General features: G+C 71.9%; 14 protein-coding genes. 8 read left to right on the forward strand and 6 right to left on the reverse strand.

Features of this window, described 5'->3' with window-relative positions; genetic code table 11:
- Nucleotides 1-165 precede the first annotated feature (165 nt).
- Entirely contained in the window at nt 166-2,700 is a 2,535-nt protein-coding gene (locus VFR90_RS03780; RefSeq protein WP_326404680.1) for a hypothetical protein, read from the forward strand.
- A gap of 19 nt (nt 2,701-2,719) precedes the next feature.
- Here VFR90_RS03780 and VFR90_RS03785 read toward each other — a convergent pair whose 3' ends face one another.
- Nucleotides 2,720-3,865 (reverse strand): EscU/YscU/HrcU family type III secretion system export apparatus switch protein, encoded by a 1,146-nt coding sequence (locus tag VFR90_RS03785; RefSeq protein ID WP_326404681.1) that lies wholly within the window; start codon nt 3,863-3,865, stop codon nt 2,720-2,722.
- Between the two features lie 196 nt (nt 3,866-4,061).
- On the opposite strand from VFR90_RS03785, the gene VFR90_RS03790 reads away from it, so the two are divergent.
- The 5 genes from VFR90_RS03790 to VFR90_RS03810 all read left to right on the forward strand — a co-directional run bounded on the left by VFR90_RS03790 (nt 4,062) and on the right by VFR90_RS03810 (nt 7,036).
- Nucleotides 4,062-5,171: a sensor histidine kinase gene (locus tag VFR90_RS03790; RefSeq protein WP_326404682.1), complete on the forward strand. Its 1,110-nt coding sequence runs from the start codon at nt 4,062-4,064 to the stop codon at nt 5,169-5,171.
- 43 nt (nt 5,172-5,214) lie between these two features.
- Nucleotides 5,215-5,598, forward strand: coding sequence for a tautomerase family protein (locus VFR90_RS03795; protein ID WP_326404683.1), 384 nt, complete (start codon nt 5,215-5,217; stop codon nt 5,596-5,598).
- 54 nt (nt 5,599-5,652) lie between these two features.
- Nucleotides 5,653-6,018 carry a DUF2845 domain-containing protein gene (locus VFR90_RS03800; protein WP_326404684.1) on the forward strand — a complete coding sequence of 122 codons (366 nt, stop codon included), beginning with the start codon at nt 5,653-5,655 and terminating at the stop codon, nt 6,016-6,018.
- Nucleotides 6,019-6,039: 21 nt separating this feature from the next.
- Entirely contained in the window at nt 6,040-6,399 is a 360-nt protein-coding gene (locus tag VFR90_RS03805; RefSeq protein ID WP_326404685.1) for a DUF1304 domain-containing protein, read from the forward strand.
- A 94-nt stretch (nt 6,400-6,493) separates the two neighbouring features.
- Nucleotides 6,494-7,036 carry a CHAP domain-containing protein gene (locus VFR90_RS03810; protein WP_326404686.1) on the forward strand — a complete coding sequence of 181 codons (543 nt, stop codon included), beginning with the start codon at nt 6,494-6,496 and terminating at the stop codon, nt 7,034-7,036.
- Nucleotides 7,037-7,046: 10 nt separating this feature from the next.
- Here the strand turns inward: VFR90_RS03810 and VFR90_RS03815 are convergent, their stop codons facing one another.
- Nucleotides 7,047-9,686, reverse strand: a complete 2,640-nt coding sequence (locus VFR90_RS03815; protein WP_326404687.1) for an ABC transporter permease — start codon at nt 9,684-9,686, stop codon at nt 7,047-7,049.
- Nucleotides 9,683-10,081 (reverse strand): RidA family protein, encoded by a 399-nt coding sequence (locus VFR90_RS03820; protein WP_326404688.1) that lies wholly within the window; start codon nt 10,079-10,081, stop codon nt 9,683-9,685. Before VFR90_RS03820 ends, VFR90_RS03815 begins: the two co-directional genes overlap by 4 nt.
- Nucleotides 10,082-10,267: 186 nt before the next feature.
- On the opposite strand from VFR90_RS03820, the gene VFR90_RS03825 reads away from it, so the two are divergent.
- Together VFR90_RS03825 and VFR90_RS03830 are read left to right on the forward strand one after the other, a co-directional pair.
- A complete protein-coding gene (locus VFR90_RS03825; protein WP_326404689.1) occupies nt 10,268-11,140 on the forward strand; it encodes a DODA-type extradiol aromatic ring-opening family dioxygenase in 873 nt (290 codons plus the stop codon).
- Between the two features lie 48 nt (nt 11,141-11,188).
- A complete protein-coding gene (locus VFR90_RS03830) occupies nt 11,189-11,572 on the forward strand; it encodes a hypothetical protein (RefSeq protein ID WP_326404690.1) in 384 nt (127 codons plus the stop codon).
- Nucleotides 11,573-11,590: 18 nt separating this feature from the next.
- Here the strand turns inward: VFR90_RS03830 and VFR90_RS03835 are convergent, their stop codons facing one another.
- The 3 genes from VFR90_RS03835 to VFR90_RS03845 all read right to left on the reverse strand — a co-directional run bounded on the left by VFR90_RS03835 (nt 11,591) and on the right by VFR90_RS03845 (nt 14,349).
- Nucleotides 11,591-12,058: a DUF1579 family protein gene (locus tag VFR90_RS03835; RefSeq protein ID WP_326404692.1), complete on the reverse strand. Its 468-nt coding sequence runs from the start codon at nt 12,056-12,058 to the stop codon at nt 11,591-11,593.
- Between the two features lie 68 nt (nt 12,059-12,126).
- Nucleotides 12,127-13,182, reverse strand: coding sequence for an adenosine deaminase (locus tag VFR90_RS03840; protein ID WP_326404694.1), 1,056 nt, complete (start codon nt 13,180-13,182; stop codon nt 12,127-12,129).
- An 87-nt stretch (nt 13,183-13,269) separates the two neighbouring features.
- Complete coding sequence (locus VFR90_RS03845; RefSeq protein ID WP_326404698.1) at nt 13,270-14,349, reverse strand: BMP family ABC transporter substrate-binding protein; 1,080 nt, start codon at nt 14,347-14,349, stop codon at nt 13,270-13,272.
- Between the last annotated feature and the right edge of the window lie 139 nt (nt 14,350-14,488).

Here is a 14,488-nt window from a genome sequence, read left to right on the forward strand (position 1 = left end):
AGCCCGATTCTTTCCAGCGGCTCGCGATGCTCAAGCCGGAAAAGAAGCGTCTTAAGGCTGCAGTTGTCGCCGCGGACCTTCGTCCCGCGACACCTGGCTTCGCCACGATGCCCGGCAATGCGGTGGGGCGCGCGGATCATCGGTCGACCTCACCGGCATGCCCCCATGACGACGCCTCCCCTTCGCCGCGTGCCCGGGAACTCGTCCGGCTCGCCCGCCGCGCCGTCGGGTTCGGGCGCAGAGCCGACGTCCGCAGGGTCGGTGCGGCGCGCACCCGACGCGCACGGGCCCGTGCCGCGACGCCAGCGCACCGACGCAGGTGCCGCCGCGCGCGCGGCGCAAGCGCTGGCTTTGCCGCCGGGCCGCGCATTGCCCTCGCGCAGCTCGGCGCCGGCCCTTCCGTCGCACCGGGGCGGGGTGTCCTCGCTGCAGGCCATCTCCTTGCCTGATCTCGTTCCGGATCCTTGGGCGGGCGCTGGCTCGCGGGCCGTCCTGCAGGCGCCGCAATCGCCGCTGCACCGCCCGGCTTCGCCGGAGCGGGAGGCCTCCGGTTCGGGCGAGGCGCCCGCCGATTCGTTCGGGCCGCAAGCATCGGAATCCGTCGGCATGCCAGGCGGGGGAGCACCGGCGCCCGCGAAGGCGGTGGCAGCCGTGACCAGGGTGATCGCAGTGCTCCAGGAGATCGCGGCGGGACAGAAGATGACCCACGCGTTCAAGGCCGCGAACTGTTCCCGCTGGATCAAGTGCTTCGACAAGAACGGCCAACTCGAGCCGCGCGGCAGCAGCAACGACCTTTCCCTGCGGATCTTCCACGACATGCTCGACAGCCTGGAGGGCGGCACGCAAGGCGACAAGGATCTGTTGAGCGACTTTCGCCGTGCCGAGCGCCAGGCCGGTCAGCGCAACTGGCAACGCACGAGCGAGATCCTCGAAGGGGTCATGGAAGCGAGCGTTCTGCTTCGAGAGGGCTTCGTCACGATGAAGAAGGACATCGTGGACGACCTGAAATATCGCCAGCTGCCGCATGTGGCCGTCGCGGTGGCCCAAGCGGTGCTGGCCGACGGTGTCTTCAAGAGCGACGAACACGACAGCACCGCGAAGGGCATTCGCCTGCAGGTCGAGTCGCTCCGGCTCAGCGGCCAGCGGGCGGATCTGGTGGCCGAGTGGGACGACTTCACTGCGGCGCAGTCGCCGGCGGCCGAAGCGGCGGCCGAGGCCCGCAGACCCTATGGTCCTCAAGCGCTCTCCCACACCGTCGATCTCGAAGACCGGGCCGAGCAGGCAACGACGTTCCTGGAGTTGCTGCGGCAAATGGCCGTCGACGAGGAACATCTCACGTCCGCGACCGGCAAGGCTCATAACGCGCAATTCGGCCTGTGCTTCGACTTCGAAGGCGGCATCAAGGCTCGCGGCGCCGAGTTCCTGCAGCCGCTGAGCGAAAGTCCGCAGGCCGCGCATCGGCGAACGTTCGAGGCCGTGCGAGAGCAGTCCCGCGTGACCATCGAAGCCGTCCGCGACCGCACGGCCTCCATGCTGCAGGAGCTGGCCGACGCCGTTCTGGAAATCAAGAGCGGCGCCGCCGTCAAGACGCACGTCCAGGATGGGCTCGACGCCGATGGATCGAGCGCGAGGAACTGGCTCAGGGGCGCGGTGGACCGATTCGGCTTTCTCTCCCAGACGGAGTCGAGCCGGCCCTGCGTATCGACCCTGCAAGCCAAGATCGATCGTCTGCGAAACAGCCCCAGCCAAGCCCACCAGGATGCGGCCCGGCGGGTGCAGAACGCGCTGGATCAAGGCGAGCGGCCCATGGGGCCTCCGGCAGCCCGGCCTCCGAGGCCGCCCGGCACGCGGCCGACCAGGCCGGCCGTCGCTGACACGACCGGCTTGCGCCCCTACCACCGCAGGTCGACGGCTGCGGTGCCGGCCGCCGACGCGGCAGGACCGTCGCGCACCGGTCCGACGACTCGCAGCCGCAGCGCTGCGGCCACGCCGGCGAGCTCGGTCGGCAGCGTCCGGGCCGGCTTGCCGGATCGAGCCGCGGCCGCTTCGAGCGAGGCCCGCTCGGGCATCGGCGCCGGCTTCAATGCTCAGGAGGAAGTGCAATCGCGTCGCCGCGGCGCCGCCCGGGACGGCTTTCCGCGACTGCCCGCTTCGCCGGCGCACGAGGCGCCCCGGCGTCCCTGGGTACCCAGTGACGTGATGCACGCGGTGCTCCAGGCCTTGCACGAGCGGGGTGTCCTGACGGCGTCCGACTACCACGAGGTCGGTATGCGCCACGGCTTGAGCGCCGGACAGCTCGACGAAGTGCTCATGCGCGGCGGATACGACGTTTTCGAGTCGCGCCCGACGCGGATCGACGCTCCCGAGCAGCGCTGGCAGCGCATGCGCGACGAGGTGCTCGGCGTCGTCGTGCCACGCGCGCCGCGCTCCCCCATGCCCGAGGGCGCGCGCCCGGCGCGGTCCTGGGCCGACGGCGCGCCGTCCGTGGCACGAGCCGAGGAGTCCGTCGATCTGGAACGGGAGCTGATGGGGCTGCTGGAAGCGGATGACTCGGGCGCCGGCTCCACCGCGACGCGACCTTTGGCCACCGCCGCGGCTGCGAGCGCTCCCGGCGGGGACCGCGTCGACGCGGCGCGCGGGCTGCCGACGACCCCGGACCCAGCTCGATCTTCGGTGAGTCGCCGGTCCGACGTGCCGTGACGCGGGCGGCGCGCCGCGCTCAAGCGGAGCGGTGCTGCGGATCCAGCTCCGCCGGCACCGGCAGTTCCGGCAGCGCCTGCGGCATCGGCGCCTGGCCCTTCATCGCCGCACGCAGCTGGTAGACGTAGGCCAGCACCTGCGCGACCGCGGTGTAGAGCGCCAACGGGATCTCCCGGTCGAGCTCGGCATGCGCGTAGAGCGCCCGCGCGAGCACCGGCGCCTGCAGCACCGGCACCTCGGCGGCCTTGGCGGTGTCGCGGATGCGCATCGCGACGAGGTCGAGCCCCTTCGCGACGACGCGCGGCGCGCCGCCCAGCGTCTCGTCGTACTTCAACGCGACCGCGTAGTGCGTCGGGTTCATCACCACCAGATCGGCCTTCGGCACCGCGGCGAGCATGCGCCGGTTGGCCATCTCGCGCATGCGCACCTTGGCCTTGGACTTGACCTCCTGGTTGCCCTCGGCTTCCTTGAACTCGTCCTTCGCTTCCTGATGGCTCATGCGCAGGCGCTTGGCGTGCTGGAACTTCTGCAGCGGCACGTCGACCAGCGCGAACAGCGCGAGTGCGAGCAGCAGCAGCGCGAGGCCCTGCATCACGTCGCCGCCGGCCTGCGACAGGGCCGCCGGCAGCGGCAGCGCGAGCGCGGCGGCGAAACCGTCGAGATGCGTCGCCAGGTAGAAGCCGCCGACGCTGCCCAGCACCAGCGCGAGCACGCAGGCGCGCAGCGTGTCGATCAGCCGGTCGCTGGAGAAGAGCTTGGGCAGGCCGGTCAGTGGGTTGAGCTTGCCGAACTTCGGCGCGATCGCCTGCGTCGTGAAGTTCCAGCCGCCGAGCGCGAGGCCGCAGGCGAGGCCGACGATCGCCATCGTCACGCCGATCGGCAGCACCGCATGGAGGAAGGCGAAGCCGAATTCGGCCGCGCGCTGCGCCATCGCGTCGGGCTGCTGCAGCGAACGCGCGTCGAAGCGCAGGCCGGCGCGCAGCAGGTCCTTCGACCAGCCGGCCGCCGTCGGCGCGAGCGCCATCGCGAGCAGCAGCGCCGCGCCGATCGCGCCGAAGTGGCCGAGGTCGCGCGAGCGCGGGACGTTGCCTTCCTCGCGCGCCTTCTCCAGCTTGCGCGCCGAGGCTGGGAGGTTGCGGTCCTGGGCGCTGCTGGAATCGGCCATGGTTTGCCGCATTGTTCGACCCGCCCTGCTCGACGTGCGGCGGAAAAGCGGCGTGCGCGCCCGCCATTTCCGTCGCCGCGCGGCCATGCCCGCTTGTCGCCGCAAACCGGAAGCCGCCGACCGGACCGCCGGCCAGCCGGCTGTCATGCTCGCGACACTTTGGCGTGACCAGCGGGAGGCAGCGATGGCAGCTGTCATGAACACATCGCCGACTCCGGTCGCGCAAGACGACGCGGTCGCCGCGGTCCAGGCCGACCCCTGGCTGATCGGCGCGCTGCGTTGCGTCGGCGATGCGGTGGTGGTCGTCGAGACCGACGCCCGCGTGCGCTACCTGAACCCGGCGGCCGAGGCGCTCTCGGGCTGGTCGCTCGACGCGGCGAAGGGCCGGCCGCTGGCCGAGGTGATGCGCTTCGAGGTCGACCCGTCCGCGCGCCCGGCTGACGACGAGCGCGACGACGCGATCGAGCACGGCCTGGTGCTGCTCGGGCGCGGTGGCCTGCGCACGGTGGTGGATCGCTCGGCCGCGCCGGTCGAGGACGAACTCGGGCGGCGCCGGGGCGCCGTCTTCGTGTTGCGCGACGCGACCGAGCGGCTGCGGCGGGAGGCGAGCGAGTCGGCAAGCCGGCTGCGCGGCGAAGCGCTCTCGCGCATCGGCCACGAGATGCGCACGCCGCTGAACGCGGTGCTCGGCTTTGGTCAGCTGATGCAGGTGCGCGCCTGCCCCGGCCGGGACGGGGGCGGCTGCTACGTGGACCACATCGTCGACGCGGGCCGGCACCTGCTGGGCATGGTCGACGACCTGCTCGAAGGCCGTCACGACGAGCCGGGCGCCGGCCTGCGCGTCCAGATGCAGCCGGTGGACGCCGGCGAGGCCATCGGCGCGGCGATGACGATGCTGCAACCGCTGGCCGAGGCGCTCGGCGTCGAGCAGCGCGCCGAGCTGCCGGCGCAGCCGGCGCACGTGCGGGCCGATCCGCGACGGCTGCGCCAGGTGCTGCTGAACCTGGGCTCGAATGCCGTCAAGTACAACCGGCCGGGCGGTCGGGTGCGCTGGGCCATCGACGACGCCGGCCCCGGGCCGGTGCGCCTGACGGTGCACGACGACGGCATCGGCATGGCGGCCTTCCAGCTCGACCGCCTGTTCCAGCCCTTCGACCGCCTGGGCCGCGAGGCCTCAGGCGTCGCCGGCACCGGGCTCGGGCTGGTCATCACGAAGGGCCTGGTCGAACGGATGGGCGGGCGGCTCGAGATCGACAGCCAGGTCGACCGCGGCACCACGGTGACGGTGCTGCTGACGCGCGCCTGAAGCGGCCGGCGACGGCGATCATCGCGGCCTCAAGGAGACCGCCATGCCCCTCGTCACCCTCACCGTGCGCAAGCCGAAGCCGGCCGACTTCAAGACCGCGGTGCTCGACGCCGTCCATCGCGCGCTCGTGGCCTCCGGCGTGCCGGCCACCGACCTGTTCCAGCGCGTGCTCGAACTCGACGCCGACGACTTCCGCTTCGACCCGAGCTACCCCGACCTGCAGCGCCCGCGCACCGATGACTTCGTGCTCGTCGAAGTGCTGTGGTCGGTGGGCCGCAGCGTCAAGGTGAAGAAGAAGCTGCTCGAAGGCCTGATGACCGAGCTGGCCGGGCGCGGCTTCGACACCGAGAACGTGATGGTCTGCTTCAAGGAAACCAGCTGGGAGAACTGGGCCTTCGGCGGCGGCCGGCTGATCCACGCGAGCTGACGCGGCAGGTATCTCCCAGGCGATGGCGAAGTGCCGCTGACCTAGAGTCGACCCATGCCTTCTTCACCGGCCCCCACGACCTGGCTTGTCGGCGCCTCGATCGCCGTCGGTGCGCTCGCGCACGCGGCGCCCGCGGCGGGCGAGTCGCTGCGCTGCAACGGCCAGACCGCCTCCGAAGGCGACAGCCGCATCTCCGTGCTGCACAAGTGCGGCCGGCCGTCGCTGCAGGACGCCTATTGCGCGCCGGTGTTCTACGGCGACACGCTGCATCCGGTGCCCGATGCGATCGCCGCGGCGGTGGTGCCCTGCCAGCCGGTCGAGGTGTGGCTCTACGACCGCGGGCCCGGCCAGCTGATGGCCAGCGTGCGGTTTCGCGGCGGCGTCGTCGCCTCGATCGTCTACGGTCAACAGCCGCGCTGAAGCGGCGGGAGGGTCGCCACCATGCTGCAAACCGCTGCCGACGTGGTGGTGGGCCTCGTCGGCCTGCTGCACGTCTACATCCTGGTGCTGGAGATGTTCCTGTGGGACAAGCCGGCCGGGCTGCGCGCCTTCGGCCAGTCGCGCGAGCAGGCGCAGGCTTCGAAGGTGCTGGCGGCGAACCAGGGGCTCTACAACGGCTTCCTCGCCGCCGGGCTGTTCTGGGGCCTGAGCCTTGGCGCGGAGGGCACCGGCGTGAAGGTGTTCTTCCTGCTGTGCGTGCTGGCCGCCGGGCTCTACGGCGCGGCGACGGCGAGCCGCAAGATCCTCTTCGTGCAGGCGCTGCCGGCGGCCGTCGGGCTCGCGCTGATCGCGCTGGGCTGAACGCCGGAGGTCCATCCCGTTGGGGATGGGCGCGGCAGGAGGCGGTCACAGAATCGTTCGGCCCTCGTTCCTGGGGGCGTTCGAGGAGACCGCCATGAACCCTGCCATCGAGCAACTGATCGCGATCGCGAAGAAGGAAGTCGGCACCCGCGAAGGCCCGCTCAACAACACCGGCGCGCGCATCGTCGAGTACCAGGGCGCGACCTGGCTCGCGCCCGGCGCCTGGCCATGGTGCGCCGCGTTCTGCTGCTGGATCATGCGCGAGCTGCTCGAGGATTCGAGCGTGCGCCAGGGCATCGCCGCCTACTTCAAGCGTCCCTCGCTGACCTTCGGCGAAGCCGACAAGTACCGCTGCCGCGATGCCAGCGCCTTCGGCTGGGAGAAGTGGGCGAAGCAGCACGGCTTTCGCGTCCTCGACGAGCACCAGCTCGCCCGCGCCGGCGACTTCGTCGTCTTCGACTTCTCGCACATCGGCCTCGTCACCGAGAACCAGCCGAGCCTCGCGACGACGATCAAGACGATCGAGGGCAACACCAACGGCAAGGGCGAGCGCGACAGCGCCAGCGGCGACGGCGTGTGGGTCAAGGAGCGCGAGCGCAGCCTGACGAAGAGCTACATCCGGATCTTCAGCGACTGAGCGGCGGCGCTCACAACGCCGCGCGACGCAAGGTCTCGACCACCGGCCGCGCGAGCACCTCGCGCAGGCCCCACCAGCCGGCCAGCAGCGCCAGCAGGCCGCCGGCGGCGGCGCCGGCGAGCGGCACCCACAGCGGCGCGTTCCAGTCGAACTCGAACACCCAGCGGGCAAGCGCCCAGCCGACGACGAGCGCCGCGATCGAGGCCAGCGCGCCGGCCAGCGCGCCCACGCCCAGCAGCTCGGTGCGCTGCACGCGGCCGAGCAAGGCCGCGCCGGCACCCAGCGCGCGCATCACCGCGAATTCGCGCGCGCGCTGCTCGCGCGTCGCGGTGACCGCGGCGAACAGCACGACGAGCCCGGTCGCCAGCGTGAAGCCGAACAGGAACTCGACCGCGCGGATGACCTGATCGAGCACCCGCTGCACCTGCGCGATCGACGCGGACACGTCGACGCTGGTGATGTTCGGGAAGTTGCGCGCGAGCGCGTTGTCGAAGTCGCTCGACGCGACGCGCACCGTCTCGCCGTCCGCCGGCGCCGAGGCCGGCGCGCCAGGCGTTCGAGCCGGCTCGGCAAGCGGCGCGCGGAAGGCGGCCATGTAGGTCGTCGGCAGCGCCTCGGACAGTTGCGCGTTCGGGAAGATCACGAAGAAGTTGGCCCGCATCGAACCCCAGTCGACCTTGCGCAGGCTGGTGATGCGGCCTTCCTGCAGCACGCCGGCGATGTCGAAGCGCAGCGTGTCGCCGAGCTTCAGGTTCAGCGTCTTCGCGATGCCTTCCTCGACGCTGATCGCGCCCGGCTCCTCGGCGCGCCAGCGGCCGGCGACGACCTCGTTGTGCTCGGGCAGGCGCGCGTCGTGGCTCAGGTTGAACTCGCGCTCGACGAGGCGCATCGCGCGGTCCTCGGTGTAGTCGCCGGGCGCCACCTCGCGGCCGTTCACCGCGACCAGGCGGCCGCGGATCATCGGGTACCAGTCGTAGCGCGCCACGCCCGCCTCGGCGAGCTGCGCGCGGAAGGCCTGCGCCTGCTCGGGCTGCACGTTGATCACGAAGCGGTTCGGCGCATCCGGCGGCGTGGCGCGGTTCCAGCTGCTGATGAGGTCGGTGCGCAGCAGCACCAGCAGCACCAGCGCGAGCAGGCCGACGCTCAGGCTCGACACCTGCAGCACCGCGAAGCCGGGGCGCGCCGCGACCTGCCGGGTCGCGAGGATCAGCCAGCGCGGCGCGGTGCTCGCCGCCTGCGGCACCGCGCGCCGCAGCACCTGCACCGCGAGCCACGAGAGCGCCGCGAACAGCGCGACCGCACCGGCGAAGCCACCGACGGTGATCAGCCCGAGCCGCAGGTCCGACGCCACCGCCAGCAGCAGCGCCGCGAAACCCAGCGCGCCGGCGGCGAGCACGACGATCGAGCCCGGCTTCAGCTCGCCGAGATCGCGCCGGATCACCCGCAGCGGCGGCACCCGCGCGAGCTGCAGCACCGGCGGCAGCCCGAAGCCGAGCAGCAGCGTCAGGCCGACGCCGAGCCCGAACACCGCGGGCCACACGCCGGGCGCCGGCAGCGACGACTCGACCAGCCCCGCGAGCAGGACGACGAACACGAAATGCACCGCGAGGCCGAGCAGCACGCCCAGGCTGCTCGCGAGGACGCCGACGATCGCGAACTCGATCGTGTAGGCGCCGGCGATGCGCCGCTGCGATTCGCCGAGCACGCGCAGCATCGCGCAGTCGTCGAGGTGGCGTTGCGCGAAGTCGCGCGCCGCGATGCCGACCGCCACCGCCGCGAGCAGCGCCGCGAGCAGGGCGACGAGGTTCAGGAAACGCGCGCCGCGGTCGAGGGCCTGCCGCATCTCGGGCCGGCCGCTTTCGAGCGACTCGACCTGCACGCCGCGCCAGTGCTGCTGCGCGATCTGCGCCTCGGTCCAGTCGGTGAAGGCGCGCACGCGGCGGTCGCCCTCGGCCGCCGCCATGCCGGGCGGCGCGGCGACCGCGAGCCGGTAGCCGACGCGGCTGGCCGGCTGGATCAGGCCAGTGGCCGGCAGGTCGTCCAGGTTCAGCAGCGCGCGCGGCGCGAAGCTCATGAAGCCGGCGCCGCGGTCGGGTTCGAGCGCGATCACCGCGGCGATGCGCAGCGTCGCGTCGCCGAGCAGCAGCGCGTCGCCGACGCGCAGGTTCAGCGTGCCGAGCACCGCGGCATCGACCCAGACCGTGCCGCGCTCGGGCCCGCCGGTGGCCGTGCGTTCGGCGCCGCCCGGCGCGTCGGCGATCTTCAGCGTGCCGCGCAGCGGGTAGCCGTCGGCCACCGCCTTGACGGCGACGAGGCGCGACGCGCCGCCGCGGGCGTCTTCGGCGCGGCCCATGCTGGGGAAGGCCACGGTGCGCGTCACCCGCAGGCCGTCGGCGCGCGCGCGCTCGGCCAGCGCGGCCGGCGCCGGCTGGTCGCTGGAGACGATCGCGTCGCCGCCGAGCAGCGAGCGCGCGTCGCGCGCCAGGCCGGCGTTGAGCCGGTCGGCGAAGAAACCGACCGCGGTGAGCGCGGCGACCGCGAGCATCACCGCCACCAGCAGCAGCCGCAGCTCGCCGGCACGGAAGTCGCGCACGAGCTGGCGCAGCGCGGCGCGCCACAGCGACGGGCGGTGCATGGCGCCGGTCTTCATGCCGCGGCGCCCGCCTCGACGACCGCGTCGGCCTCGATCTCGACCAGCCAGCCCGGATCGATCAGCCCCTTGACCTCGACGAAGGTCGAGGCCGGGCGGATCGCGCCGAACACCTCGCCGTGGGCGCGCGCGGCTTCCTGCCAGCGGGAGACGTCGGTCAGCATCACCCGCGTGCGGATCACGTTCGCGAGCGGCACGCCGGCCTCCGCGAGGGCGGCTTCGATGATCTGCAGGCAGCGCAGCGTCTGGCCGTGCAGGTCGCCGGGTGCGGCGACGCCACCGCCCGGGGCGACCGGCGCGGTGCCGGCCACCGCGACGACCGATCCGACGCGCACCGCGCGCGAGAAACCGATCTGCGGCTCGTAGGGCGAGCCGGAGGAGACGAGCTGGCGCATCGCGGGGGTCCTTGTGGGGGCGACCTGTGGGCGGCACGCCGGCGGTCGCTGGCGATTCTGGCGGCGGCGCTGCACGCCACGGTCGCCGAGGGCCATTGCGACCGCCGCCACGCGGCGGCCGCCGGCGCAACGCTGCCGACAAATCCGCTGAAGCACTGCGGGTCCGGGCGGCGCTGCAATCAAGGCATGGTCACGACGCTGCCCTCCATCTTCGTCTCGCACGGCTCGCCGATGCTCGCGCTCGACCCCGGCTCGACCGGCCCGTTCTTCGAACGGCTCGGGCGCGCGATCGACGAGGGCTTCGGCCGGCCGCGCGCGATCGTGGTCGTCTCGCCGCACACCGCGGCAGCGCGACCGGTGCTGCTGGGCGCGCCGACGCACCATGCGGTGCACGACTTCAGCGGCTTCCCGCCCGAGCTCTACACGCTGCGCTACGGGCCGGCCGGCAGCGCCGAGGTCGCGCAGCGCGCCGCGGCGCTGCTGCAGGCCGCCGGCATCGGCTTCGACACCAGTTGCGAGCCGGGCCTGGACCACGGCATCTGGTCGGTGCTGCGCTTCGCCTGGCCGCAGGCCGACGTGCCGGTGCTGCCGGTCGCGCTGGCGCCGCGCGCGTCGCCGGCCGCGCAATGGGCGGTGGGTGCCGCGCTCGCGCCGCTGCGCGACCAAGGCGTGCTGCTGCTCGCAAGCGGCAGCCTCACGCACAACCTGCGGCTGCTGCAGCGCGGCCCGCAGGCCCCCGGCTTCGATGCCGAGGCGGTGCCCGAGCTGCCGGAGAGCCGCGCGTTCCGCCGCTGGGTCGCCGACCGCAGCGCCGCCGGCGACCGCGACGCGCTGCTCGACTACCGCGCCCGGGCGCCGCACGCCGCGCTGATGCATCCGAGCGACGAGCACTGGCTGCCGTTCTTCATCGCCGCCGGCGCCGGCGGGCTGGGCGAAGCGCGGCGGCTGCACGCGGCCGTGACCTACGGCTGCCTCGCGATGGACGCCTACGCCTTCGGCGACGGCGCGACGCGCCTGAGCCGTGCGCTGCGGCCGCCCGGGAACCCGGCCGCCGCCTGAGGATCGCAGCCCGGTCGCCGCGCCTGCGGCTCCGCTGAAACTTGCGCCATGACGCTCGCCCTCTGGCTCCTCACCGCCGCATTGCTCGGCCTGTGGTCACTCGCCGCCTGGGGCCTGCACCGGCTGCTGAGCAGCGACGCGCCCTGGCTCGTCGCGCTGCCCGAACGGCTCGACGCCTGGCTCGCGAGCCAGCGCTGGGCCGGCGAGCTCGACCGCTGGTGGCCCGGCTGGCAAGACGTGCTGCGCTTCGCCGCCGAGCTGGCGCACGGCCTGCTCGGCTGGCTCGGCGACGGCGCGCTGTGGATCGTCTGGATCGTCTGGGGCCTGGGCGCTGCGGTGCTGCTCGGCGGCGCGGCGCTGCTGGCCTGGCTGATCGGCTACGCGAAGCGGCACGCGACGCCGCCTTCGAAGGTCGAGCAGGCCGCGGCCTGAGGCCGCGCGGCGCTTCGCTCAGCGCTCGCGCCGGTAATCGGCGCGCACGGCCAGCGTCTTGTCGCCTTCGGGCGAGATGTCGTGCATCACGATGCGCAGGTCGTCGGGGCCGGTCTTCATGATGCCGATGCGCCAGCCCAGGTCGGGGCCGATGGGCGCGCGGTAGGCGCCCAGCAGCGAGATCGCGCCCTGGGCGTCGATGCTGCCCTGCAGGTGCATCACCCGCTCGCGCATGTGCCAGGAGTCGATCCACACCGCGGTGGCGCGCAGGCGCTTGTCGTCGTGGCCGACGATCAGCAGGCCCTCGTGCTCGGCCTCCTGGTGCGCCCAGCTGTACTCGAAGCGCAGGAAGCAGCCCTTCGCCGCCGGCGCGATCAGCAAGGCCGACGCGGACGTGCCCTGCGGCGTCGGCTGGTCTTCCAGCCACAGGTGCTTGCGGCCGGCCCAGCGGCCGGCGAGGCGGGGATGGAGTTCGGCGAGGTTCATCGGCAAAGGCCAGGTTGGATCGCGGTGCACGACCTTATCGGCTCGGTGGCCGCGCGCCCAGGCCGGCATCAATCCGCAGCGGCCAACGCGGTCTTGAAACTGGCATCGAGCCGGTCGATCCATGCCGCCTTCTGCGCCGGCGCCGCGAAGCTCGCCTCGAAGCTGTTGCGCGCGAGCTGGTAGGCATGGCGCGCGCCGAGCGCCGGGAGCGCCTCGAAGGTCTCGACGAAGTTCTGGTTCAGGTAGCCGCCGAAGTAGGCCGGGTCGTCGGAGTTGACGGTGGCGCACAGGCCGGCGTCGAGCAGCGCGCCGAGGTTGTGCTTCGACAGCGCATCGAACACGCACAGCTTCACGTTCGACAGCGGGCACACGGTCAGCGGCACACGCTCGTCGGCGAGCCGGCGCATCAGCGCCGGGTCCTCGACGCTGCGCACGCCGTGGTCGATGCGCTCGACCTTGAGCACGTCGAGCGCGCTCCACACGTAGGCGGGCGGGCCCTCCTCGCCCGCGTGCGCGACCCGGTGCAGGCCCAGTTCGCGGCAGCGGGCGAACACCCGCGCGAACTTCTCCGGCGGATGGCCGCGCTCGCTGCTGTCCAGGCCCACGCCGATGAAATGCTCGCGATGCGGCAGGGCCGCCTCGAGCGTCGCGAACGCGGCCTCTTCGCTCAGGTGGCGCAGGAAGCACAGGATCAGGCGGCCGCTGACGCCGAGGTCCCGCTCGGCCGCGGCGCACGCGCGCGCGAGGCCGCGGATCACCGATGCGATCGGCACGCCGCGGTCGGTATGCGTCTGCGGGTCGAAGAACAGCTCGGCATGCACGACGTGGTCCGCCGCGGCGCGCCGGAAGTAGGCCATGGCCATGTCGAAGAAGTCGTCCTCGTTGCGCAGCACCGAGGCGCCTGCGTAGTAGATGTCGAGGAAGCTTTGCAGATCGCTGAAGGCATAGGCCGCGCGCAGCGCCTCGACGCTCGGGTAAGCCAGCGCGACGCCGTTGCGCCGCGCCAGCTCGAAGATGAGCTCCGGCTCCAGCGAGCCTTCGATGTGGATGTGCAGTTCGGCCTTGGGCATCGCACGCAGCAGCGCGGGCAGCCGCGTCCTGGGGAGGGTGTCGAGATCGGTCATGTCGGGCTTCGTCTTGCTTCACGCTTCGGTTGAACGGCCGGCGGCGGCCGGCGGCGGCAGGCGCCGCGCATCGTCCTTGCTGTCTGCCTACTTCGCCGAAGGGATTTTCCCCTCGACCCCCTTCACATAGAAGTCCACCTTGTCCTTCCACGCCTGATCCGCCGCCACGCCGGCCGCCAGCGCTTCCTTGCCGTCGCTGGCGACGATCGGCCCGGTGAACACCTCGAAACTGCCGGCCCTCATGCGGGCCTTGATCTCGTCGACCCGGCTCTTCGCCTCGGCAGGCACCGCGTCGGCGATCTTGATCAGATCGTTCTGACCTTCCTTCACGCCCCACACGGTGCGCTCGGTCTTCCAGCTGCCGTCGATGACTTCCTTGATCGACTTCTTGTAGTAGCCGTCCCAGATCGCGACCGCCGAAGCGAGGTGCGCCCGGGCCGCGAAGGCGCTCATGTCGGAATCCCAGCCGAAGGCGTACTTGCCGTTCTTCTCGGCCGTCTGCAGCACCGCCGACGAATCGGTGTTCTGCAGCAGCACGTCGGCGCCGCCGTTGATCAGGCTCTGCGCCGCTTCGCTTTCCTTCGGGGGATCGAACCAGGTGTTGACCCAGACGACCTTGGTCCTGATCTTCGGGTTCACGCTCTGCGCGCCCAGCGTGTAGGCGTTGATGTTGCGCAGCACCTCCGGGATCGGGAAGCTGCCGACGAAGCCGAGCGTGTTCGTCTTGGTCATCGTGCCGGCGATGACGCCGGCGAGGTAGGCGTCCTCGTAGAACTTGGCGTCGTAGATGCGCATGTTCGGCGCGGTCTTGTAGCCGGTCGCGTGCTCGAACTTCATATCCGGGAATTTTCCGGCAACCTTGATCGTAGCATCCATGAACCCGAAGGACGTGGTGAAAATCAGACCACAGCCGGAACGCGCCAGGCGCTCGATCGCGCGTTCGGCGTCCGGACCTTCCGGCACGTTTTCCAGGAACTGCGTTTCGATCTTGTCGCCGAGTTCCTTTTCGAGCTCCTGGCGGCCGATGTCGTGGGCCTGGGTCCAGCCGCCGTCTGTCTTCGAGCCGACATAGATGAAGCAGATCTTTGCCTTCTCCTGAGCGCTTGCAGCCGGCGCGATACCGAGCACGGCGACGGTGGTTGCGAGGGCGACGAGTAGTTTTTTCATTTTTGACCTCTGTCGGTTTGAGAAATGTCCGTCTGGCTGTTGTTCTTCACCGGTCCGGCACAAACGGCTTGCCGAGCGATGCCGGCGTATTGATCAGGGTCATACGCCGGTTATGCGATATGAGAATGAGTACGACAAT

Source organism: Methylibium sp., assembly GCF_035762065.1.
GTDB lineage: Bacteria > Pseudomonadota > Gammaproteobacteria > Burkholderiales > Burkholderiaceae_C > Methylibium.

Coding starts and splice junctions, on each gene's coding strand:
- VFR90_RS03845 (WP_326404698.1), bottom strand. CDS start 14,349: ATGAAAAAACTACTCGTCGCCCTCGCAACCACCGTCGCCGTGCTCGGT.
- VFR90_RS03815 (WP_326404687.1), bottom strand. CDS start 9,686: ATGAAGACCGGCGCCATGCACCGCCCGTCGCTGTGGCGCGCCGCGCTG.
- VFR90_RS03800 (WP_326404684.1), top strand. CDS start 5,653: ATGCCTTCTTCACCGGCCCCCACGACCTGGCTTGTCGGCGCCTCGATC.
- VFR90_RS03840 (WP_326404694.1), bottom strand. CDS start 13,182: ATGACCGATCTCGACACCCTCCCCAGGACGCGGCTGCCCGCGCTGCTG.
- VFR90_RS03835 (WP_326404692.1), bottom strand. CDS start 12,058: ATGAACCTCGCCGAACTCCATCCCCGCCTCGCCGGCCGCTGGGCCGGC.
- VFR90_RS03825 (WP_326404689.1), top strand. CDS start 10,268: ATGGTCACGACGCTGCCCTCCATCTTCGTCTCGCACGGCTCGCCGATG.
- VFR90_RS03830 (WP_326404690.1), top strand. CDS start 11,189: ATGACGCTCGCCCTCTGGCTCCTCACCGCCGCATTGCTCGGCCTGTGG.
- VFR90_RS03820 (WP_326404688.1), bottom strand. CDS start 10,081: ATGCGCCAGCTCGTCTCCTCCGGCTCGCCCTACGAGCCGCAGATCGGT.
- VFR90_RS03795 (WP_326404683.1), top strand. CDS start 5,215: ATGCCCCTCGTCACCCTCACCGTGCGCAAGCCGAAGCCGGCCGACTTC.
- VFR90_RS03810 (WP_326404686.1), top strand. CDS start 6,494: ATGAACCCTGCCATCGAGCAACTGATCGCGATCGCGAAGAAGGAAGTC.
- VFR90_RS03785 (WP_326404681.1), bottom strand. CDS start 3,865: ATGGCCGATTCCAGCAGCGCCCAGGACCGCAACCTCCCAGCCTCGGCG.
- VFR90_RS03805 (WP_326404685.1), top strand. CDS start 6,040: ATGCTGCAAACCGCTGCCGACGTGGTGGTGGGCCTCGTCGGCCTGCTG.
- VFR90_RS03790 (WP_326404682.1), top strand. CDS start 4,062: ATGAACACATCGCCGACTCCGGTCGCGCAAGACGACGCGGTCGCCGCG.
- VFR90_RS03780 (WP_326404680.1), top strand. CDS start 166: ATGACGACGCCTCCCCTTCGCCGCGTGCCCGGGAACTCGTCCGGCTCG.